Consider the following 22735-nt stretch of genomic DNA (forward strand, 5'->3'; position numbering starts at 1 on the left):
TACCAGACAAATTGTTAATGCGACGGTAACCATTGATCCACCAGGCATCACCATTGTCATCATTGAGCTTGCCCTGGCTGTTGTAGGTGCGTAGCAGGGAAACATCACTGCCACGGCCTTCCATCACAGCATCGCTGTCTTGGACGACAAGGTTACCCGTACCGACGTTGACATAGGTTTTTTCTCCGGTCTTACCCGAAGAAGATTGCCCCAGGTTTCCGCGCCCTCCGAGTGGTGCCAAAGAAGCCTGACCTAAACCAGTACCATTTCCGCTGACAATCGCTACCATGTAATTTACCTTTTCTGTTCGTGCCAATTATTTTTACGACAATTGCAAGCCTGTTGCATGTCGCTTTCGTAAGTAATAATCCAAACATTTCTGAATTTGTTTAGGTGAAATCGAAAATAATTTGCATATCCGTTGATTATTTTTAAAATAATCCTAATTTATTATAAAAATATTGTTGATACTTATAATTAACAGAATAAATGATGGCAACAGCATTTTGTGAAAGGCGTGGTTTTTGAAGGTCAGGTAATGACACCTGGCTGAAATTAAGCGATCAAACGCGCATTTAAATCTGTAGGTGAGCTTTTTTCTGGCTAGAATGACGCCGTGTTTGCGTATTTGCAGCACTATTGCCCAAACCATTACCAGGACTTTATTGATGAATGCCACTACTGCCGCCAGCTTTGATGAGACCTTACAGGAGGCTTTGCGTATCAGCCAAGCTAATGATGGCCCGGCGGCGATCATGCTGTTTCAGCAAGCATTGGCGATGAATCCTCAATCAGCGACGACGTATTGTTTGCTGGCAGCGGAGTACATTACGCTGGGACAGGTAGCGGAGAGTGAAACAGCCTATGCAAATGCGCTGATGCTTGCACCTGACTTCCACTTGGCACGATTTCAGATGGGCCTGTTGCAGTTTACGTCAGCCCGGGTGGCGGTCGCGCTGTTGACTTGGCAGCCACTATTAGCTTTGCCGGATAACAATGCCTTGAAATTGTTTGCCATGGGCTTTGCACATATGGCGCAGGATGATTTCAATGCGGCGCTGGGATATTTTGAGCGGTGCATTATTTGTAATCTCGACATTCCACCTTTGAATACGGATATTGAGCGAGTGATTGCGGAGATTAAGTCCCTGCAGGAGAAATCTGACTTGGCGGCTTCGAATTCTGCTGAGGTATCTCCGGCTATTGCGCCGACTGAAGAAAAAAATGACAACGCGTCAGAGATAGAAACTAATGCGCATTTCTTGCTGAACAATTATCAGCAGCAGGGGCCAGCACATTGATTTTTCATCACTAGCAAATTAATTTGCTTTCAAATTTACCCGATTTTTTTAAATCTTCAATTTTGATGACCCCATGACTAACCCCTATCTGTTGATTTGCACTGAAAATTGACCCATTTTGCTGAATAAATTGCATCTATTGTGACCCACGTTTAGCAAGCTATCCTACTTATCTTGATGAGTAGGAAGCAGGAGTGATTGACGTAGCATTACTAGGTATTATTCGACGCTGGCACATTCGTGACCAGATTCCATTACGCGAGATCGCCAGACGACTGGGCATCTCTCGCAACACTGTCCGGCACTATCTACGCTCCGAAGTCACGGAGCCAGCCTATGCGGATAGACAAACAACAAGCACCATCGATAAATATGCATTGCAGCTTTCAAGCTGGCTTAAAACCGAAGCGGGTAAAAATCGTAAGCAGCGACGAAGCGTAAAGCAGCTTTATCTCGATCTGAAAGAGCTGGGATTTGAAGGTGAGTATGACCGGGTGGCAGCCTTTGCCAGGAAGTGGAAGGTGGATCAAACTGACAGGGTCAATTCAGCTAGCAAACGCACAACTTGGGCTTATTGATGAGCCCAAACAAACCATCAAGAGGATTTTGGACGGAACAAATCGCTCTGAAGTCGACTCTTTGCCAGATCAATTGCAACTTTTTGAGTCTTACTATGCAGGCGACTGAATACCAACCGATCTTAACGGACAGTTACTCAAGCGTCGCCGAATTTAACCCGGAAGCGGGAAGCCTCTATATTTTTGGCGAAGGAGTAGAAGAACGAACTTCGCACGTAACGAGACTTAAGAGCGAAAACCCGGATGTAATCTTTTTGCAGATAATTTCTGAGACGCAAAGTGAATTCAACGTGATTGGTGATAAAGAACCTTACTATCTTCGATCGCAGATAAGTTTCGCCAAATTCTGGGAGAAGGCGAAGGGAACTAGGAAAGTATACGTCGATATGACTGGACTTACACATCCAGTCTGGGCTGCTTTATTACGCGTAGCGTTGAAATTGCCTCAAGAAGTGCTGTTTGTGTATGTCGAACCTAATAATTACATCCGTAGTACTGCGCCTGTTGACGGACAGATTTTTGAATTAAGTGCTCGTATAACCGGAATAGCTCCGTTACCTGGCTTTGCTGTGCTCTCAGCAAAGAGCCACGTAGATCCACTTTTCGCATGCCTCCTAGGTTTTGAGGGAACCCGACTTAAGCACATTATTGAGAAAATCGATCCAAACTACGAGGATATTATTCCGATCATCGGTGTTCCCGGATTCAAGCCCTGGTATCTATTTGAGACCTTTCTGGGTAATCGCACCACTCTCTCGGAAAATTCTATATGGCAGTCAGTCTTATATGCGCCAGCCCACTGTCCATTCAGTTGTTTTTATACTTTAGGAGATTTGCATGAAGAGTTTCCTAACAGAGCAATAAAAATTGCCTTGGTTGGAACCAAGCCTCATGCTTTGGGAGCTGTTTTGTTCCATCTTGCTGATTTTTGCGCAACGGAATTGATTTACGATCATCCGATTCGCAAGCATGGTCGAACCGATGGAACAGAGAGATTGCACGTGTATCACGTATCAGCAATAATGAAATTAGCAAATCAAAAAATAATGCCCCGTTTACCGGGGGAAGTAGCAATGAACTAATATGCTGGACGCTCACTACACGCCGCCGGGAATAGCCCGGCAAATGATTATGGGACTGCCATCGCAGTTTTCTCCAAACTCCGTAGCGGATTTCGCCTGCGGAGATGGAGCACTATTGTCTGAAGCCTTTAAACGTTGGCCAAACTCTCAGTTCATCGCAAACGATATTGATATCAATCTCACTAGAAGGTTGCGCCGGATATATGGAGAATGGAACATAAGTGCTGCTGATTTCCTTTCTGACTCATCTTTGAAACGCTCCAAACTATCTTCACTCCAAAAGAAGATTGACTGTATTCTCATCAACCCTCCGTTTAGTGAAAAAGGAAAAGCGAGAATAAAATCTGAATTTTTTGACTCACAAGTGACTGCCGGTAGCACCATGACTTTTCTTCTCCGTGCGCTGCAGTTTCTTGCACCGAGGGGATATATGGTGGCGATCTTGCCGGATAGCTGCTTTATTAGTCAACGAGATAGGAACGCGTGGAATTTGATTAAGACTCACTTCGCTGTGCAGAAAATCCTATCAAATTCAAGCTCTACTTTCAAGGGTATCGCGGCGTCGACCACTGTGGCGATTCTACACTATCACCATGTTGGACGAGTGATATCACCAGCAGCAGTACCGGTTGTGCCTCGTGAACTAGAGATCATCAGGGGGAAGTTACAGATGCACTTGGTGGATGAGTGGGTGTCTGTAGATGGTTATCCTTTGGTGCACACTTCGAATTTGTCAAAAAATCTAGTAAGTCTACGCGGTTGTCGTACAGTAGACTACAAACACATAATGCATGGACCCGCTGTCCTCGTGCCACGAGTGGGATTAGTTACTCCAGAAAAGATTGCATTTCTACCGGAAGGTGTGTCAGTAGTGCTGTCTGACTGCGTTCTTGGTATTAAGTGCAAAATGAATACTAATGCAAGTCTGCTGAATCAAGCCATCTTGGATGACTGGGAAATTTTTCGAAGTGCTTATGGAGGAACTGGAGCTCCTTATACGACACTGGAGCGAATTCGTGAAGTACTATCAAGTTGCGTCAATGTCCAGTATGTGATGCAACCTCAATCCAAAAAAGCTCAAAGGAATGATAATTCCAAACCTAGAGTAACACTAGTTTTAGACTAATCAACGTACAGAATATTTTTAAAAACATGGTTCAAATTTTAGTGAATATCTAAAATACTGAGTCACGAGAATATAAAAATGCCTGCATTGTATGCAGGCATTTTTATAAATGAAGAAGGAAATACTGCACAACGGCACTAACTCAAAAAATGGAACCCTCAGCATTCCATTATAGGGCAACCATCAACGATGTCCGCAAAAAAACAACATATCTCATGCGATCCAAGCATGAGATGATCATCGAAATGCAATCTCACTTTTCAAGGCAGAAATCTCACCTTCTGCGGCAAGAATCTCACCTTCCGTGGCACTTTACGAACTCACAGATGTTGATAACAAACAGCCTAATTAAACTGGCTAAAATCCGGTTTGCGCTTCTGGAAGAAAGCCATGAATGCCTCTTTCGCTTCTGGCGCATTCAGCATGGCCGAGAAATATTTATTCTCCTCTGTCATCTTGTCACTGATAGCGGCAGGTTGATTGCCTTTCATTAAACGCTTGGTGGTGCGTATGGAGGCTGCTGGCAAGGCGACCAGTTTGGCTGCCTGTTGCTGGGCGTAAGGCAATAATGCCTCCAGTGGCAGGACTTTATTGACGAAGCCGATTTCAAAAGCTTCTGCCGCAGTGAAGGATTCACCCAGCATGAGTTTTTCTGCGGCGCGTTGGTAGCCGACGATTTGCTGGAATATCATGCTGGAGGCAAATTCAGGGCACAGGCCCAGTTGCGTAAAGGGCATGGAGAGTTTGGCATTGTCGGCCAGGTAAATCAGGTCGCAATGCATGAGCAGCGTGGTGCCTATGCCGACTGCTGCGCCGGAAACGGCAGCGATGACTGGTTTGCCTGATTCATTCAATGCCTGCATGAATTGATAGACAGAGGGAATAGCGTCTGACGATGTGATGCTGCTGGCATTCTTCATGAAATCTTCGAGGTCATTACCGGCAGTGAAAATTTCTGGTTTACCAGTGATGAGGATGGCGCGTACTGCCACGTCGGTTTCTGCATCGCGCAGTGCATCTGCCATGGTTTGGTACATGGCCTGGGTGATGGCGTTTTTCTTTTCTGGACGATTGAAGTTGATCGTCAAAATTCCGTTTTCTTTGTGGGTCAGGATATCCATAGTGCTAGTCTCTTTTTTATTGATCAAGTAGATTGTGGTGCGGTAGTCAGCCATTGTAAGGCTTGCTGCCAAAGTGTGTTGCGGAACTGTGGGCGGAAAAAGCCAAAATGCCCTATGCGTCTGGCATCGACGTCTTTGGGATTGATGTAACGGCGCTCTACCCTGGCATTGCTGTAATAGTCATGCATGCTGTCTATGCTGCGGCGGCTCATCATTTCATCGTCGGTAAAGCTCATGCAGAGTATGGGCTTGTGGATTTTATGGTGACCGGTTTGCATGGGGCTACCGTCTTTTTCGACAAAATATTCCGGGCTGCGGCACCAGCGTGACCATTGATAAATCACGCCCTTGGGCAAGTCACCGACCTTGCGCATTTTTTTTCCGGGGAAGTAACCCCAGATGCGGGTATACAAAGGCACGAGAAAATACCACATCAGCCACACCATGCGTTTCAATTGCGGCGCATTATCGCGCCAGTAGCCACTGCCGCAACCTACAGTCAGCATGCCGTCAATGAGATGGTTATCCGGTACCAGGCCAGGCAGTTGCCCGCCTAGCGAATGGCCAACGATGAGCAAGGGTACATCCGGCTGCCATTCTTTTGCCATTTTCAGGGCGGCATTGTAATCACGCTCTGCCCAGATCAGGATGTCGGCATCAAAACCGCGTAATGAATGACGGTATTGCTCGGGGATGGATTCACCCATGCCGCGGTAATCAAAACTCAGTACGGCAATGCCATTTTCTGCCAGGAATTCAGCAAAGGGTTCGTAAAAATTTTGCTTCACGCCCATGGCTGCCGGCATGACGACAACTGATTTTATTGTGCTTGTGGGTGTGAATTTTTTTGCTGTCAGCGCAGCGCCGTCAGCGGTGATAATTTGTACCGTCTCCATCATGGCTCCTTCAAACTCAGCTCATTAAAAAAAACCGCGCAGAAAATACAGTCTGCGCGGTTGTTTTTGCTCAGGCAGGCAGCTTACATGCGTTCAAAAATACCTGCTGCGCCCATACCTGTACCTACGCACATGGTAACCATGCCGTATTTGAGGTTGTTGCGATGCAGGGCATGGATAGTCGTTGCAGAACGGATCGCACCGGTTGCACCCAGTGGGTGACCCAGGGCAATCGCGCCACCCATAGGGTTGACCTTGGATGGGTCCAGACCCAGGTCTTGTACGACGGCCAGGGATTGTGCTGCGAAAGCTTCATTCAATTCAAACCAGTCGATCTGGTCTTGTGTGATGCCAGCGGCACGGCATGCTGCCGGGATGGCTTCTTTAGGACCGATACCCATGATTTCTGGTGGTACGCCACGTACTGCGAAAGAAGCGAAACGTGCCAGTGGTGTCAGGTTGAATTCTCTCAGGATTTTTTCGCTGACCAGGATCAGGGCACCAGCGCCGTCGGAAGTTTGCGAGCTGTTGCCTGCAGTGACGCTGCCTTTGGCGGCGAATACAGGCTTCAGTTTTGCCAGGCCTTCGATGGAGGTATCTGGACGTGCGCCTTCGTCACGGCTGACGGTACGGGTTTTCAGTTCGATTTCGCCCGTTGCCAGGTTAGGTACGCGGTCGATGATATCGACAGAAGTAGTCTCTGCATCAAAGTAGCCAGCGTTTTGCGCAGCGATGGCACGTTGATGTGATTGCAGGGCAAATGCATCTTGTGCTTCGCGGGATACTTTCCATTGCTGGGCGACTTTTTCTGCTGTCAGACCCATGCCGTAGGCCATGCCTACGTTTTCATCTTTCAGGATGGCCATGTTCATCGATGGGTTGCTGCCCATCATGGGGACCATGGACATGGATTCGACACCGCCAGCGATCATCACGTCAGCCTGGCCAACGCGGATGCGGTCTGCCGCCATCGCAACGGCAGTGATGCCGGATGCGCAATAACGGTTGATGGTAACGCCACCGATAGTGTTAGGCAAACCGGCCAGCAAGATACCCATGCGTGCCAGGTTCAGGCCTTGTGCGCCTTCAGGGAAAGAGCAACCGATGATCGCATCTTCAGCCAGTTTAGGATCAAGGTTAGGTACTTGTGCAAAAGCAGATTGCAGTACGCGCACCAGCAAGTCATCAGGGCGGGTGTTACGGAACATGCCACGACCAGATTTACCGATCGGGGTACGGGTAGCAGAGACGATGTAGGCGTCTTGGAGTTGTTTAGTCATTTTTGATTACCTCAATTCGTTAAGGTCAGCTAAAACTTATTCTCAACAAAGACCCCTCACCACAGAGGCACAGAGACACAGAGGAAAGGCGGAGAAGATCGAGTTGCCAGGTTATTCTCTGCGTCAACTCTGTGTCTCGGGGTTTCTGTGCTTCGGTGATGAGAGGTCTTGGATCTTAAGTTTTTCCTTTTTAGTTACGGACTGGCTTGCCAGTTTGCATCATGCCCATAATGCGCTCTTGTGTTTTTGGATGATTCAGCAATTCCATAAACGCCTTGCGCTCCATGTCGAGCAACCATTGTTCGCTGACCAGGCTGCCATTATCGATGTCGCCACCGCTGACCACTTCAGCAATCATTTTGCCCAGTTTGAAATCATGTGCAGAAATGAAACCGCCATCACGCATATTGATCAGTTGTGCAGCGATCGTGGCGATGCCATGACGGCCAGTGACTGGCACCAGTTTGCGCATAGGTGCGCGGTAACCGGCATCAAACATGGCGCGTGCTTCAACTTTCGCAACGTGCAGCAATTCGTAAGGATTGAAGACGATGACGTCATCCGCAGACAAATAGCCCATTTTCTGTGCTTCCAGCGCAGATTTGGAGACGGCGGCTGTGGCTGCATTGGTGAAGTAGTTTTTCAGGAATTGCAGCAGATCCGTACCTTTGGCATCTGCCGCTGCACGTACTGCTGCTTCTTTCAAACCACCACCACCAGGAACCAGGCCTACGCCCACTTCTACCAGACCGATGTAAGACTCTATGGATGCCACGCGTTTGGCTGTGTGCATCATCAATTCGCAACCACCACCCAGTGCCAGGCCAGATACGGCAGCAACTACAGGGATGTTCGCGTATTTCAAGGCCTGATGCGCATTTTGCAGGCGGGAGATTGCTGGTTCTATGGCTTTTACACCACCGGACATGAACAAAGGCAGCATCGCTTGCAAATCAGCACCGGCAGAGAAGGCGCCGCCGTCAGCCGCGTCTGCACTCCAGATGACCAGACCCTTGAAGTTTTTCTCGGCTTCAGCGATGGCTTTTTCCATGCCTTCGATCACGCCTGGGCCAATCACGTGCATCTTGGTTTTCAGTGACAGGACCAGTACGTCGTCATTCTGATGCCAGATACGGACGGATTCATCTTCAAAGAAAGTCGTTCCAGCAGTTGCGCCAGTTGCCACGCCTGTGCCCAGTACCGGCGCGCGGAAAGCTTGACGGTCATATACGGCCAATGTAGAACGTGGCACGTAAGTATTGCTGGCAGGTGACCAGGAGCCTTCTGCAGTATGAACACCCGTGCGGCCATCAAATACCCAGGCTGGCAGCGGTGCATTGCACAGTGCCTTGCCTGCATCGATATCTTCCTTGACCCAGCCAGCCACTTCTTGCCAGCCAGATGCCTGCCATGTTTCGAACGGGCCCACATTCCAGCCAAAGCCCCAGCGCATCGCAAAGTCGATGTCGCGTGCATTGTCAGCAATCGTTGCGCCGTGAACGGCGATGTAATGGAAGGCATCACGGAAAATCGCCCACAGGAACTGTGCCTGTACATTGGTCGATTCACGCAGGGTCTTCATTTTCTTGACCGGGTCTTTTTCTTTCAACATGCGGGCGACGACGTCGTCAGCCTTGGCGCCACCAGTCACATATTGTGCTGTAGCGAAGTCCAGGCGCTGGATGTCCTTGCCAACTTTTTTGTAGAAACCGGCACCGGATTTTTGACCGAGAGCACCTGCAGCGACCAGTTTGGCCAGCACTTCAGGTGTTTTATAGACAGCGAAGAAAGGATCATCAGACAGATTGTCTTGCATGGTCTTGATGACATGGCCCATGGTATCGAGACCAACCACGTCAGCAGTACGGAAAGTACCGGAAGAAGCACGGCCCAGTTTTTTGCCTGTCAGGTCATCGACGACATCGACAGTCAGACCAAATTTTTCTGCTTCATAAATCGTTGCCAGCATGCCGAAGATACCGACGCGGTTGGCGATGAAGTTAGGTGTGTCTTTGGCGCGAACGACGCCTTTGCCCAGTGTCGTTGTCAGAAAGCCTTCGAGCTGGTCGATGATTTCTGGACGGGTCGCAACAGTAGGTATCAATTCCACCAGGTGCATATAGCGTGGTGGGTTGAAGAAGTGCACGCCGCAAAAACGGGCTTTCAGTTCTGCATCAAAGCCATCAGACAGGGCAGTGATGGACAGGCCGGAAGTGTTGGATGCGAAAATCGCATTTGGTGCAATGTGCGGTGAAACCTTCTTGTACAGATCATGCTTCCAGTCCATGCGTTCTGCAATGGCTTCGATGATCAGGTCGCAACCGGCCAGCACGTCGAGGTTGTCTTCGTAGTTGGCAACTTCGATCAGTGCTGCATCATCCTTGTTGCCCAGCGGCGCAGGATTCAACTTTTTCAGGTTTTCGATGGCGCGCAGGACGATGCCGTTCTTTGGGCCTTCCTTGGCTGGCAGATCGAACAGGACGACAGGCACTTTTGCATTGATGCAGTGGGCAGCGATTTGCGCACCCATCACGCCAGCGCCCAGAACGGCGACTTTTTTAACGATGAAATTGGTCATTTTTAACCTCAAGAGTTTCGCGCCAGCCCATCCACATGGGATGGCGCGAATGTTTGATTAGAACAAGTCAGCTTCGAGTGACAACAGGTTGGCAGAACCAGAACGTGCCTGACGGATCAGCATCGCTGTTTCCGGATACAGGCGGGCAAAGTAGAAACGTGCTGTTGCCAGTTTGGAGACATAGAACTTGTCGCCAGAATCTTGTTTTTCAAGAGCGATCTTTGCCATTTGTGCAAAGAAATAGCTGTACACCAGATGACCGACTACACGCAGGTAAGGCACCGCAGCAGCGCCGACTTCATCCGGATTCTGGAAAGCTTTCATGCCGATTTCCATAGTCAGCTTGGTGACCTTGTCGCCCAGATCAGCCAATGGCGTGATGAATTCCGCCAGTGCTTCGTTAGTGCCATTGGCTTCAACAAAAGCCTGTACCTTGGCACCGAACTTGCGCAGTTTTGCACCGTTGTCCATGAGGATTTTACGGCCCAGCAAATCCAGCGACTGGATCGTGTTCGTGCCTTCATAAATCATGTTGATGCGGGCATCGCGTACATATTGCTCCATGCCCCATTCAGCGATAAAGCCGTGGCCACCGTAAACTTGCAGACATTCAGAAGTTGCAGTCCATGCATTGTCAGTGATGAAGGCTTTGATGACTGGTGTCAGCAAGGCGACTTCGTCAGCGCAATCTTTACGGACTTGTTCGTCAGGGTGATTGAATTCTTTATCCAGTTGCAGGGCAACATAAGAACAGAATGCACGTGCACCTTCAGCATAGGCTTTTGCTGTCAACAGCATGCGGCGTACGTCAGCATGAACGATGATAGGGTCAGCTGGTTTGTCCGGTGCCTTAGGGCCAGACAGGCTGCGCATCTGGATACGGTCTTTGGCGTAGACCAGGGCATTTTGGTAAGCCACTTCTGTCAAGCCTAGGCCTTGCATGCCTACGCCCAGACGTGCAGCATTCATGAACACGAACATCGCATTCAAACCCTTGTTCGGGCCGCCGATGAGCCAGCCAGTTGCACCGTCCAGATTCATCTGGCAAGTGGAATTGCCGTGGATACCCATTTTTTCTTCGATCGCGCCGCAGAAAATAGGATTGCGCTCACCAATGCTGCCATCTGCATTCGACAGGAATTTAGGAACGATGAACAGGGAAATACCTTTCGAACCTTCTGGTGCACCTGGCAGACGTGCCAGTACCAGATGGATGATATTCTCAGCCATATCATGTTCACCGGCAGAGATAAAAATCTTTGCGCCTGTGATTTTGTAGCTGCCGTCAGCCTGTGGCTCTGCTTTGGAACGCAGCATGCCCAGGTCAGTACCGCAATGTGGCTCGGTCAGGCACATGGTGCCAGTCCAGTCGCCAGAGATCAGCTTGGGCAGGTACAGGGATTTTTGTTCTGGAGTGCCATGCTCATGGATACATTCATAGGCACCATGGGACAAGCCTGGATACATGGACCAGGCCTGGTTGGATGAATTCAACATTTCATAGAAAGAATTGTTGACCACCAGTGGCAAGCCCTGGCCGCCGAATTCCGGGTCGCAAGACAAAGCAGGCCAGCCAGCTTCCACATATTGCTTGTAGGCTTCTTTAAAGCCCTTTGGTGTCGTGACAGTGTGGTTGGTCTTGTCGTGGTGGCAGCCTTCGCGGTCACCGGAGTGGTTCAGTGGGAACAATACATTGGCAGTGAACTTGCCGCCTTCTTCCAAAATCTGGTTGATGATGTCGCCATCAACATCAGCGTGCTTGGGCAGCTGTTTCAATTCTTCTTCTACATTCAACAGCTCATGCAACACGAACTGCATATCACGCAATGGAGCGATATATTGACCCATGATTTTCTCCTGACGGCAAAGTTAAAACGGTAAATGTGGATACTAAATTTTTGCGACTGTGCCAGCTCAGGCTGTGACCTGCACCGGCGCGTAATACTCGATCATTCGTTCAAATCCGATCTCGGCACGGCTTACACTGCCCGGCTTGCGCAAGAAACGCGCATCATGGTGCAGGGCTAAGATGAGGCCATACATTTCATACACAATCTGTTCAGGTTCGACATCATCACGCAAATGGCCCAGTTGTATCGCCTGTGCTGCGGCGCGGTGCAAGGCACCCTGCCACGCGTGGACCATACCAACCAGCTCATCCCTGATGGGCCCTGCCCTGTCATCGTATTCGGCTGCACCGCTGATGTAGATACAACCAGATGCAATCTCTACCGTGACGCGCTTGACCCATAAGGCAAACATGGATTGCAAACGCGGCAAGCCACGTTCTTCTTTCATGCTTGGATAAAACACCTCTTGCTCGAAATGATGGTGGTACAGCTTCAGCACTTCGATCTGTAAATCTTCACGCGAACCGAAATGGGCGAACACGCCAGACTTGCTCATGTTCATCTTGTCGGCCAGCAAACCTATGGTCAGCCCCTCGATACCATCACGGCTGGCAGCGTCCAGGGCTACATCCAGAATGGCGGCGCGGGTCAGTTCCCCCTTGCGCATGAATTTTGATGTCATATTCATATTACATTGATTGTGTTGAAAAGATTCATGTCTGCCCGTAGTGACCATTAAGTGAAGCAAAAAGTGATGCAAACAAATGAATTTATCGAACGCTCGTACTATTATGCACAGCGCATGAAAAGTCAAACCAGATTCCGTCTTTAGAGGAGAGTATCTATTATCAGGACTTACGCAAAACCGCCCCAGCTGCGTTGCAGCGCCTCGCCGTACTAAAGTACTGTCTTCGTTGCTGCGCCTTGCTGGGACAATTTTGCGTAAGTCCTGAGAGCTTTGCCTCCTGTTCTTTCTTTTTTTTGTTTTCTGCTTAATCCTGGCTCAACCCCGACCTAGTCTTGATTATGCGTCTGGTCCAGTTGTCGCCGGTCGCGCTTGGTGGGCCTGCTTGTCATGGTCGCAGTTGGTTCGCGGAAATACTTCCTGTCTTCTGCCACTTTGGCGCGTTTTGCTGCACTTTCTGCCGTTTCTTCATACATGGTCTGGGCAATGGTTGCCGAGCCACGGGTTTCCAGTATGCGCAAGACCCTGACTTGCCAGACCTGCTCAGCCTGCTGCACTTCGATCAGGTCGCCGACTTTGACATTGTGGGCAGGTTTGACGCGCTGCTCGTTCTGCAAAGCGCGGCCCAGCTCTATGGCATTGGTGGCCAGGCTGCGGGTTTTAAAGAATCTGGCTGCCCATAGCCATTTATCGATACGGGTGGTCTCACTCATGAAGGTTATCGCTTTTCAGTTCAGGATAAACTAGCTTTGTAAAGCAAGTATGACGTTAAAAAATACGTTCATTCTATTTTGATGCAATTTATGGCAGCTGTCAGTCAATTACAAGGCATTTTCGCCCAATGTTTGTGCATACAACAAAGCCTGCCATTAAGTTGAGCTATGTTGCAGTGCGCATAGACAATAAACTGAACGACCGTACAATTCGGCAAAGATTTGTATTAATTTATTTACATTCGCATGCTTGCCAATTTGGCCGGATCAGCCCATGAGCTCTGTTGAAGAACTAAGTGGAAAAAAACGCGCGATTCTCATTGCTGCAGAGAAATGCTTTGCCGCGCAAAGCTACGAAGGCGTATCCATCCGCGACATTGCCCATGAGGCTGCCGTACCCATCGCCCTGATAGGCTATTACTTTGGCGCAAAGAATGAGTTGTACCACGCCATCTATGAACACCACAGCGGCTATATCGCCGAGCGCCTGAATGGCTTGCGCCTCGCACGCACGCATAGTGCACCCGGTACCACGCTGGAAGCCATCATCGCCGCCTTTGTACTGCCGGTACTCAAGCTCAATGAAAAAGCCGAAGGGGCCAATTTTTCGCGCATGGTCATGCGCGGCGTCATCGATCAACATGAAGCCAGCGAACGCATCACCCGGGAATTCTACGACCCTATGGCTCGCGAATTCATCGCTGCCCTGCACGATGCCCTGCCCCATGCGTCTGCGGAGAGTGTCTACTGGAGTTATCAGTTCGCTCTTGGTGCCCTGCTACACCATGTCGTTGATACCCGCATAGAACGCCTGTCTGATGGCCTGTGCCCGGCCCGCCAGGCTGATCAGGCGGCACCACATCTGCTGCGCTTCATTACTGCTGGTATCAAGGCGGCTACGCAGGCTGGCTGAGCCAGGTTTATAATCAACTTTAAAATTCTCCAGAAAAACTTGTGAACTCAATGAGGCAGAAAGTAGCTGCAACCAGCTCACTTTCTGCCTCAAACTTAGCTGCTACATCTCAACCCTACACTTTATCAATCTCGATATTCGCTAGACGCTGACGAGTATTTTGATCAAAATATTTGCCAAGCAAACCTTCCGGGAAGTACGAACGATTACGTTCACCCTCAACCACCACCTCACCTGCATCAATACGGTCTATCAGGGACTGACTCAAGCGCAAACCCGCTGGAATTTGGCGAAATGCCTGGGAGCGGATCGCATAGAGCTTGTCTTGCCAGGGCTGATGCGCCACCCCTTTAGCGTCTGGTACAAGATCTTCATAAGGTTTGAAGATAACATGCTCCGCCAATCGTTGAAGCATCCAACGCAAGGCACCATCAGAAAGACCGCATTGATTGCTGATCTTGGGGTAACCACCGCCAACATCGGCATGTGCGCCAGGGAATAGCGTTTGGGTGATGCCTTCACGATTAGTCCAGAAGGTGGGCGTAAAATCCGTACGCTCTTCATCTGCAGCGATAGCATGAAAACCAAATTGCACTTTGGTATTGAGTTCGCCATTGGCAAACTCGAACAAATCAGTGGGTGTTCCATCTTCACCGACAAACTGCGGGATGCCGAGAGCGCCAACAGTATCCCATACCGCAATCGCCTTGATGCCTACTTCTTTTTGATAAATAGGCTGAGGCTCATGACTCAGTCCAGAAAGAATAGAGGCCTTTGCCAGATTGATAAAATTGTCTACACGAGCAATAAAACCAGGGCTGCGGCCATCAGGTGCCTTGCGAAATTCCGCCCAGGCTGTCATGCCCGCGGCATAGGCAGCAGGATCACCGCCATCACCGAAACGCATTTTTTTCCAGTCCAGCAATCCTTGTTTGACTATCAAGCCCGCAAGCGCACGGGCGGTATAAGCGCCACGCGAAAATCCTACGATCACGATATTGTCGCCCTCTTGCCAATAGCGTGACAAGAAGGTGTAAGCACGCACGATACGGGCAAGTATGCCTGCGCCTGTCGAGCCTTCTGCGTAGCGGGTCAGGATATTTTCGGAATCACCAACTCCATGCAGGTATTTGACCACCTGGACTTTATTGGTGGCGCTATCGCGATATTCCATCTCAAATTCTTCCTGAGCAGCTTGCAACGCTGGTGTGCCAGCAAGACGCTCAAATAACTTCTGTACATTCGATGGGGTGGGATTACCTTTTTTATCTTTTTCGCCAGGACCATTCCAAGTACCATCGAGGCAGACGACTATCGTTTTACTCATGCTGATCTCCTTATTAAAGTAATGCCTGCTGGTGCAGGTCTGTAAATGAGTTTGAAACTGCAAAAACAGGATGCATTTTTGCTGCCTCAGCCCCAAAATCTTTACCAGGCATACAGATGTTTTACTCAACAGTCGCTAAAGAATTGCCCAAGTTCCAGGGTCTGCCATATCCTCAGGCAGCAAGTCATGATTTGCTTCTTTAGCAAAAAACTACACTTCAAAACACAAGACTGTTAAAGCAAGGCCCAGCATGAATGTTCATAGTAAAATGTTGCCAATTAGTATTTATATTAAAATAATTTAACAGGCAGAATTGTACAATATTTTCTTACTGAAGTTTTATGTTTTTTACATCTACGCATGCATTCGGCAGTTTCACCATGCGCTTGCGACTTTGGGTTCAGTGTTCAATTTTGCCGCCATGTTTGTAATACAATGCCAGCCAAACAACTACACAGTCAGACAGTCAGGCAGAGGCAAGAATGGAAGCCATCATCTTCATAGGACTACAAGCGAGCGGCAAATCTTCTTTTTACAAAGAGCATTTTTTTAATAGCCACTTGCGTATCAGCAATGACTTGCTGAAAACAAAAAACCGCCAGGCCCGTTTACTGGAATTTTGCTTTGATACCAGCATGCCCTTTGTCATCGACAACACCAATCCAACAAAAGAAATCCGGGCTAGTTATCTGGAACAGATCAAGGCCAGACAATGGCCTGTGACTGCGTATTACTTCAAAACTGATTTGGAAAGAGCGCTGGCATGGAATAGCCAGCGGCAAGGCAAAGACCTGGTACCCAAAGTAGGCATACTGGATACCCATAGAAAACTGGAAATCCCCAACTATGACGAAGGCTTTGATCGCTTGTATTACGTCGATTTGATAGATGGCAAATTAACAGCCACAGATTGGAAAAAATGAAGTTTGATGAACTGGAAAAACTCATGCGCGGCTATGAAACTGCGCATGACGACTACGTCCCCAACGGGACGTATATGGTGGCGCGCATTGATGGCCGAGGCTTTACACGACTGACCAAAGAAACCTGCAACTTTGAAGCACCGTTTGACATCAGGTTTCGTGATCTGATGGTAGAAACCTGCAAGCATTTGAGGAATTGCGGCTTCAAGGTCATTTACGCCTACAACCAGAGCGATGAGATTTCCTTATTGTTTGACCTGCATATCAATGCCTTTGGCCGCAAATTAAGAAAATACAATTCCCTGCTGGCGGGTGAAGCATCGGCCAAATTTAGCCTCATGCTGGGCCAGGTAGCAGCCTTCGATTGCCGTATCTGCCAATTGCCCAGCCAAAACCTGGTCGTCGATTATTTTCGCTGGCGCAATGAAGATGCCAACAGAAATGCCTTGAATGCACATTGCTACTGGCAGCTCAGGAAAGAAGGCAAATCGCAAAACGAGACCACCAGCTTTATAGAAGGCAAGTCGCTGGCTGAAAAAGAAGCTTTACTGCAAAGCAGGGATATCAATTTCAAGACCCTGCCGCTATGGCAAAAACGCGGTACTGGTTTGTATATGATCGAAGAAGAAAAAATCGGCTTTAACCCAAAAGAAAATAAAGAAGTTGTTAGCACCAGAAAAGCCTTGAAGACAGACTATGAATTGCCACAGGGGGACGCATATAGTGAGTTCTTGTGGCAGCTACTAAAAGATAATGTCGACTGATCATCGTTCTGTACAGCAGGCCCCCTTGCAAGCCTATGCGCTGTCCCCCATGTTTGCACCGCTGATCTGGCTACTGGCTGGCGTCATGACAAACTTGGCTGGACGTGGTTTAGCCTGTATGCATTGGGGATGAAATCTATGTTCCTGATTTTGCTCCTGGCAGCTTCTTATCTGCTATGCATACCCTTGCTCTTCATCTGGGCCAGTTGTACACAGAAACTCAAAACAAGCAGATACGCGGGCTTCATTTTCGCGGTCATCACTGCGGCAGGCATGGGCTTTTTGTATGCCCAGCCACAATTCCAGGATGCGCGCCCCACTACCCGCAACCTGGTCTATCTGGCTTTCATGTTACTTACTTGCCTGGGCATGTTCGACAGTTTAAAAAACATTTTCGCTAGTAATGACAAATACCTGGCGCCCGCTGGTATTAGAAGGATGGGCCAATACCGCAGCCCATGGGGCATTTATTCCCTGCTCACGGGGAGCGTCGCCATCATCCTGATCGCTGGTGTCAATTATCTGAAATCCATCAACTTCCATCTGGATATTTCGCATTATTTCGCGCCTCAAAATGGAGGCGGCATGTTACCTGAAGAAGCTTACCTGGCGACCATCTTTGATATCAGCCCCAATCATTTAATCGACTGGTGTTTTTATGCTGCTATCGTCCTGGCCATGTCTGCGATTGCAGCTGCCCTGCTGGCAAGAATGAGGCTTGAAAATCCTCTGTACCGGGCAATCGGCTGCATCTGCGGTGTGCTGGCTTTTGCACTGATAGACCCAAGGCTGGCTGTTTATGCCGCGTTGGTCTACGGTCTTGCTGAGTATGCAATACACAGCAAGAGCGCAAGATAAAGCTGGTTCAATTGCCTAAACCCGATAATAAATCCTGAAACACTTCAGGAAGAAAATACCAGGTTGCGCAAGCGAGTATTGCGACCACGATGCCAGCACTGATCAGCCATTTTTTTGCCGTGGCCAGCCACTGCCGCATGTCGGATATTCTCTTGTATTTACCTTTGTATTTTTCCTTTTGCTTCTTCTTATGCGGCTCTTTTGTATTGCCGCCGGCTTGCAAGGTATGGCACATTTCAAAATAATTTAGCCACCATTGCACAGAAGCAGAATTGACTTCATAGACCAAAACATCCCTGGCTTCATCATGCAACTCCTGCATCAGTTTATGCATGGCCCGGAAATTCTCTGCATGTCGCAAAAACTCCTGAAATCTTGCCTCATGCGGCGGCGCACGCAAAAAACGGTATGCGATCGACGCAGGATTGCTGGCGGGCAGCTCAAGGGTGTGATTACTCCACTCACGTGCCCTGGCTTTACGTATCAACTCCAGGATGGCTTGTGAGTTTGCCCTTCCCTTCTTGCCTATGGTTTGCTGTTGCCAGTCGTAGTAAGCGATCAGGAGTTTGACCAACAGGTAACGGCTGTCAAATTCTTCATTAATCACCGTCACGAATGCTATCTCTAGCTTATTTTTGAAATCCAGATTTTCCCAACCTGCTTGCTGCAATAAATGCTTTAGTTTGCCTGCCCTTTGCCTGGCATCTGTCCTGAGCAGGCTTTTGCAAACGCTTGCAGCGGCAATATAGGGGTCTGGGCTCTTATCCAGATGTACGCCACCTGCCTTGCTGTCCGAACTATCGCTGCCTCCCAGGCTGACACCCGCTTTCTTGGAAAAATAGCGGGTCAGGGGCCGCGGGCCTGGTGCCCATTTTTGCGTCTGTTGCTGTTCAAGCTGCGTATCAGTTTCCAGGCTCAAATCCAGCTTGGGTTTCCAGTCCAGGGTTTGGTCCAGCAAGTGCGCAGGGAAAGTCTCAGCCTGGCGTTTTTCGTTTGCTGCATCAGCATGCCCGGCAATTTGCGCTTCCAGTTCTGCGGTGTCGGGCAACGCCGCTTCCTCGTGCAAATGTATGTCCGGCAGCATGGCGGCTTCTGTTGCCATGGCTGGCAAAGCCTGGACACCATTCGCCGCCTGGGACAGCGCTTCTTCATAGGCACGCCGCAAAGCCTGGAAACCTTCCGGGTCATCTTCAGGATGGGCTTGCTTGAGCAAAGCCGCATAAGCCAGCTTGATTTGCCGCTTGTCAGCGGTCGCTTCTATGCCCAAGCGCTGAAACGGGCTCATAGCAAGGGCGCGCCTTCAAAGCGTGTCAGCACTTCAGAAAAAACTTCATTGGCTTTGGCAATTTCCCTGGGGTTTTGCCTTTCCAGGATTTGCTCATATTGGCTGATGCGGGCTGCTACCCAGTCACGCCGGTTGCCAAGATTTTGCTCATACAGGCGCTTCATGCGTTCCAGTATGGATTGATTTTCAAGCTGGTCACGAGGATGAATTTTCAAGGTCTTCATGACTTGCTGACTATGCGCTATTTGTTCCTCAGACATGGAGCCAGGATTTTGTTCTATCAGCAAAATCTTGCTTTCACCAGTTTCCTTGACGGTCGCCTCTACCTCTAGCAAACCATTGATATCATAAGTAAAACGCACATCTACGCCGCGATCGACATCGGGGGCGAAAGGCAGGTAAACCTTGAGCGCACCCAGGGCAATATTGTCTTTCACTTCGCGGCTTTCACCCTGAAAGATACGGATATCTATGCATTCCTGACGCTCGTTGACAGGATAAAATTCTTTTGAACGGCTCACCGGCACGACGGTATTGCGTTCTATCAAAGGGCAAAAAAGACCAGTCCTGAGTTCGTTGCGACCATATTCTTCTGATACTGCTATGCCCAGTGAATAAGGGCTGACGTCTGTCATGACGACATCATTGAGGGCAGCGTCACGTGCTTTCAAGCCTGCTTGCACGGCTGCACCGATGACGATGGCTTCGTCAGGATCAATGTCGCGGCTGGGGAAGCGGCCAAATAAGCGGGTCAGCATGCGGTGCGCCATGTTGAGGCGGGTAGAGCCCCCCACCATGACGACACGGTCAAGCTCGGCAGGTTTGATATTCGAATCACGCAAGGCGCGCTCTACCGGTATGCTCAAGCGTTGCAGTAATTCTTCACTCAGCTTTTCAAACATGTCGGCGCTGACATCCCAGCGCACTTCACGCTCATTAAAGTAAAAAGAAAACACTTGCTTGTCGCCACTGGAGAAAGCACGCTTGACTCGTTCAGCCTCTATGCGCAATTGGGCAGACTGGGCTGGCGTCAATTGCTTTTCCACGATACCGGCAAGCTTGCCCGCCTCTGCCAGAAAGCCTTTCAGCAAGGCATCAGTAAAGTCTTCACCACCCAGGAAGTTATCACCGGCGGTAGCCCTTACTTCCATGATGCCAGCAAACAATTCCAGTATCGAGACATCGAAGGTACCACCACCCAGATCAAACACCAGGAACTGCGATTCTTTGGGTGCATTATGCAAACCATAGGCCAGTGCGGCGGCGGTGGGCTCGTTCAACAGTCGCTCCACCTTCAAACCTGCCAGCTCGCCAGCAATGCGGGTGGCCTTGCGCTGGGTATCATTGAAATAGGCTGGCACGGTAATCACTGCCTCAGTGACTTTCTCACCCAAAAATGCTTCGGCATCCGCCACCAGAGCCTTGAGGACCAGGGACGATAATTCTTCTGGTCTGAAACTACGCTCACCCAGTTGAAAACGTTTTTCTGTTCCCATGTAGCGCTTGAAAAAAGCGACGGAAGATGCAGGCTTGCTCAACAAGCGGTCGCGCGCAGGCAAGCCAACCAGGACTTCACCATCATCATTGATACTGACACAGGAAGGTGTCAATTTATGTCCCAGGGCATTGGGTATCAACTGTGCCTTGCCATCCTTCCAGGCTGCAATCAAGCTATTGGTGGTACCCAGGTCTATGCCGACTATCATTTTTCTAACCTTTTACTCATTATTCATTGCCAGTTCAAGCAGCTTGTTGCACGGGCCAGCCATAGGCCGCACATTCTCTGGCGATTGCTGCTGTCCAAAAATATCCAGGCAAAGCTGTCGCAATGCCGGGCATATCATCGTGTATCAATATCGGTAAATACGATGAAAACAGGCGTCCACCGGGCAAATGCTTGCGCGTTAATACCAGGGTGGAAGTGCATAAATCATCACTGGACAAGCGGTAGGGTATTTTCACACCCAAGACAGAGGTAGCTTCATCGGTCATCACATCTGCCAGGAAACGCAGGCGCGCATCATAAGGGCGACATCCTTTGTAAGACATGACCTTGCTGGCAACTGCGTTCAACTGCTGTGGTGACAATATACCCTGAGGGTCAAAAATAATCTCTGCCAGGTGGTCAGCTTTATCATCGGTATACAAATCATTATGCGCCTGGATGATACAGCCCCAGACCAGCCTGCTGCCTTGAAACAGCTTGTGATATTGTTGAAACCATTGATCAAAATATTTACCTTCAAACCAGGCCATTCTTTGTATCGCCAAAAAATCTCGCTGGTGCGCAGGCAAGGCATTGATCTTTTTTTGTATCAAAGGCATTTCATCATTGATTTGACTGGCCCTGTGCCCTTGCGCAGCCTCGCCCCAGGCTTTGAAAGTATCCAGCAATTGCTGGGCACTACCCTTGCCAAACAAACGCTGCAACAAAGCTTGCACAGGAAAGAAAACCTGCCCCATGTCACCACCCCTGGCATTAAATACACCTATCAGGCCAGTGGCAGGGCTGGCTGGAAAATTGAGCTGTGCGGGGAAACGCTGACTGAATTGCGCATAGGTATACCAGTCCACTTGGGTAGCAGCCCCCTTGGCTATGACCTTGCCACAATACATAGCGACGCAATACAAGAAATTCATATTCGCTGTACGTGCCAGGAATTCAGTTTCACTCAGTTGCAGGGTGGGCTGCAGTTCAGTCAACAGATAATCTATGCGTAATAAACTGGACACACTGAAATCCAGCTGCAATTGATACAGTGCTTTTTGCCAGGAGATACCATCTTCAAAGCAATAACGCTCCATCAAGGCATCCAGATAGCGCGCGGTTATGTCATTACTATTTTGTGTCGTTTCTGTCAAAGCTGTGATGGATGGACAGCGCGCATTGACTGGATCGGATTCTGACTCAAACTTGATTTGCGAAGGACGAGCCTTGCGATCATATTCCAGGGGACTTAACCAATGCTTTGCACAGCGCTGCCTGAGTCCGGTCGCGAATGCAGGCAGTATTTCATCCAGCAAAAAATAAGAAGTTTCCAGATAACGCCGCACTTGCACCGTGCCAGTGACCAGGCCAGTTCCTTTTGTCGTATGTTTATAGGGTAATGCCAGGGTCAAGCCATGCAGGGGCGTCGCTACACTGGCGAACTCCATATACAAGGCCTTGGTAAAAAAGGAATCTGGCAATACCACAGTGCGACTATCCACGACCAATTTCACCAGCGTGCCTGGCATCTTGATTTGCGACCAGGCCTTGGCCTGCTGATCTATATCCTGCTCATTACCAACTGGTTTTTCTTCCCAGCGCTTGCCATTTTCATGGATATCATAGAAAGTCAGCGGCCATTCGCGCTCAGCCAATACCTGAAAGGCCTCAGCAGCAATATCAACTGCCTGGTCTATGGTGGCAAGCATGGCGGGCGTTAACAACATGAAACACTATCCTGAAAAAT

Annotated in this window: 20 protein-coding genes and 1 pseudogene; 9 read left to right on the forward strand and 12 right to left on the reverse strand. The window is 49.2% G+C overall.

Translation table 11 applies throughout. From position 1 onward, the window contains the following. A partial coding sequence (locus tag ACO0LF_RS13485) for a DUF6531 domain-containing protein (protein WP_423014690.1) occupies window positions 1-289 on the reverse strand: 289 nt, incomplete at its 3' end. 379 nt (window positions 290-668) lie between these two features. Here ACO0LF_RS13485 and ACO0LF_RS13490 point away from each other — a divergent pair. From ACO0LF_RS13490 to ACO0LF_RS13505, 4 genes and pseudogenes are all read left to right on the forward strand, one after another. Next, complete coding sequence (locus ACO0LF_RS13490) at window positions 669-1301, forward strand: hypothetical protein (RefSeq protein WP_423014692.1); 633 nt, start codon at window positions 669-671, stop codon at window positions 1299-1301. A gap of 194 nt (window positions 1302-1495) precedes the next feature. Continuing rightward, a pseudogene (locus ACO0LF_RS13495) lies at window positions 1496-1822 on the forward strand (winged helix-turn-helix transcriptional regulator); the annotation flags it as partial. A 152-nt stretch (window positions 1823-1974) separates the two neighbouring features. Continuing rightward, window positions 1975-2961: a hypothetical protein gene (locus tag ACO0LF_RS13500; protein ID WP_423014694.1), complete on the forward strand. Its 987-nt coding sequence runs from the start codon at window positions 1975-1977 to the stop codon at window positions 2959-2961. Window position 2962: 1 nt separating this feature from the next. After that, window positions 2963-4087 (forward strand): N-6 DNA methylase, encoded by a 1125-nt coding sequence (locus tag ACO0LF_RS13505; protein WP_423014696.1) that lies wholly within the window; start codon window positions 2963-2965, stop codon window positions 4085-4087. 344 nt (window positions 4088-4431) lie between these two features. On the opposite strand, the gene ACO0LF_RS13510 is transcribed toward ACO0LF_RS13505, so the two are convergent. From ACO0LF_RS13510 to ACO0LF_RS13540, 7 genes are all read right to left on the reverse strand, one after another. Further along, window positions 4432-5208: an enoyl-CoA hydratase gene (locus ACO0LF_RS13510; RefSeq protein ID WP_423014698.1), complete on the reverse strand. Its 777-nt coding sequence runs from the start codon at window positions 5206-5208 to the stop codon at window positions 4432-4434. A gap of 23 nt (window positions 5209-5231) precedes the next feature. Beyond that, window positions 5232-6107, reverse strand: coding sequence for an alpha/beta fold hydrolase (locus tag ACO0LF_RS13515; protein WP_423014700.1), 876 nt, complete (start codon window positions 6105-6107; stop codon window positions 5232-5234). Window positions 6108-6187: 80 nt separating this feature from the next. Next, a complete protein-coding gene (locus tag ACO0LF_RS13520) occupies window positions 6188-7384 on the reverse strand; it encodes an acetyl-CoA C-acyltransferase (protein ID WP_423014702.1) in 1197 nt (398 codons plus the stop codon). A gap of 190 nt (window positions 7385-7574) precedes the next feature. Continuing rightward, entirely contained in the window at window positions 7575-9962 is a 2388-nt protein-coding gene (locus ACO0LF_RS13525; RefSeq protein ID WP_423014704.1) for a 3-hydroxyacyl-CoA dehydrogenase/enoyl-CoA hydratase family protein, read from the reverse strand. A gap of 57 nt (window positions 9963-10019) precedes the next feature. Further along, entirely contained in the window at window positions 10020-11810 is a 1791-nt protein-coding gene (locus tag ACO0LF_RS13530; RefSeq protein ID WP_423014706.1) for an acyl-CoA dehydrogenase C-terminal domain-containing protein, read from the reverse strand. Window positions 11811-11876: 66 nt separating this feature from the next. Continuing rightward, complete coding sequence (locus ACO0LF_RS13535; RefSeq protein WP_423015311.1) at window positions 11877-12479, reverse strand: TetR/AcrR family transcriptional regulator; 603 nt, start codon at window positions 12477-12479, stop codon at window positions 11877-11879. 347 nt (window positions 12480-12826) lie between these two features. Further along, window positions 12827-13210: an RNA-binding S4 domain-containing protein gene (locus tag ACO0LF_RS13540; RefSeq protein WP_423014708.1), complete on the reverse strand. Its 384-nt coding sequence runs from the start codon at window positions 13208-13210 to the stop codon at window positions 12827-12829. A gap of 274 nt (window positions 13211-13484) precedes the next feature. On the opposite strand from ACO0LF_RS13540, the gene ACO0LF_RS13545 reads away from it, so the two are divergent. Continuing rightward, window positions 13485-14123, forward strand: coding sequence for a TetR/AcrR family transcriptional regulator (locus ACO0LF_RS13545; protein WP_423014710.1), 639 nt, complete (start codon window positions 13485-13487; stop codon window positions 14121-14123). Between the two features lie 115 nt (window positions 14124-14238). On the opposite strand, the gene ACO0LF_RS13550 is transcribed toward ACO0LF_RS13545, so the two are convergent. Further along, the gene (locus ACO0LF_RS13550) at window positions 14239-15450 is read right to left on the reverse strand and encodes a DUF2235 domain-containing protein (RefSeq protein ID WP_423014712.1); all 1212 of its coding nucleotides are present in this window, start codon (window positions 15448-15450) and stop codon (window positions 14239-14241) included. 482 nt (window positions 15451-15932) lie between these two features. Between ACO0LF_RS13550 and ACO0LF_RS13555 the strand changes: the two genes are divergently transcribed. The 4 genes from ACO0LF_RS13555 to ACO0LF_RS13570 are packed head-to-tail and all read left to right on the forward strand — an operon-like array spanning window position 15933 to window position 17995. Next, window positions 15933-16373: an AAA family ATPase gene (locus ACO0LF_RS13555; protein ID WP_423014714.1), complete on the forward strand. Its 441-nt coding sequence runs from the start codon at window positions 15933-15935 to the stop codon at window positions 16371-16373. Then, window positions 16370-17137, forward strand: coding sequence for a tRNA(His) guanylyltransferase Thg1 family protein (locus ACO0LF_RS13560; RefSeq protein WP_423014716.1), 768 nt, complete (start codon window positions 16370-16372; stop codon window positions 17135-17137). Before ACO0LF_RS13555 ends, ACO0LF_RS13560 begins: the two co-directional genes overlap by 4 nt. Beyond that, window positions 17127-17270 (forward strand): hypothetical protein, encoded by a 144-nt coding sequence (locus ACO0LF_RS13565; protein WP_423014718.1) that lies wholly within the window; start codon window positions 17127-17129, stop codon window positions 17268-17270. Before ACO0LF_RS13560 ends, ACO0LF_RS13565 begins: the two co-directional genes overlap by 11 nt. Beyond that, the gene (locus ACO0LF_RS13570) at window positions 17267-17995 is read left to right on the forward strand and encodes a hypothetical protein (RefSeq protein WP_423014720.1); all 729 of its coding nucleotides are present in this window, start codon (window positions 17267-17269) and stop codon (window positions 17993-17995) included. The genes ACO0LF_RS13565 and ACO0LF_RS13570 overlap by 4 nt, the downstream gene beginning before the upstream one ends. A gap of 7 nt (window positions 17996-18002) precedes the next feature. On the opposite strand, the gene ACO0LF_RS13575 is transcribed toward ACO0LF_RS13570, so the two are convergent. From ACO0LF_RS13575 to ACO0LF_RS13585, 3 genes are read right to left on the reverse strand one after another with little or no spacing between them, the layout of a single operon-like run. Beyond that, window positions 18003-19280, reverse strand: coding sequence for a hypothetical protein (locus ACO0LF_RS13575; protein WP_423014722.1), 1278 nt, complete (start codon window positions 19278-19280; stop codon window positions 18003-18005). Continuing rightward, window positions 19277-20986 (reverse strand): Hsp70 family protein, encoded by a 1710-nt coding sequence (locus tag ACO0LF_RS13580; protein WP_423014724.1) that lies wholly within the window; start codon window positions 20984-20986, stop codon window positions 19277-19279. Before ACO0LF_RS13580 ends, ACO0LF_RS13575 begins: the two co-directional genes overlap by 4 nt. A 34-nt stretch (window positions 20987-21020) precedes the next feature. Continuing rightward, window positions 21021-22715, reverse strand: a complete 1695-nt coding sequence (locus tag ACO0LF_RS13585; RefSeq protein ID WP_423014726.1) for a hypothetical protein — start codon at window positions 22713-22715, stop codon at window positions 21021-21023. Window positions 22716-22735: the final 20 nt, after the last annotated feature.

This window comes from Undibacterium sp. Di27W, from assembly GCF_049340345.1.
Classification (GTDB): domain Bacteria; phylum Pseudomonadota; class Gammaproteobacteria; order Burkholderiales; family Burkholderiaceae_D; genus Undibacterium.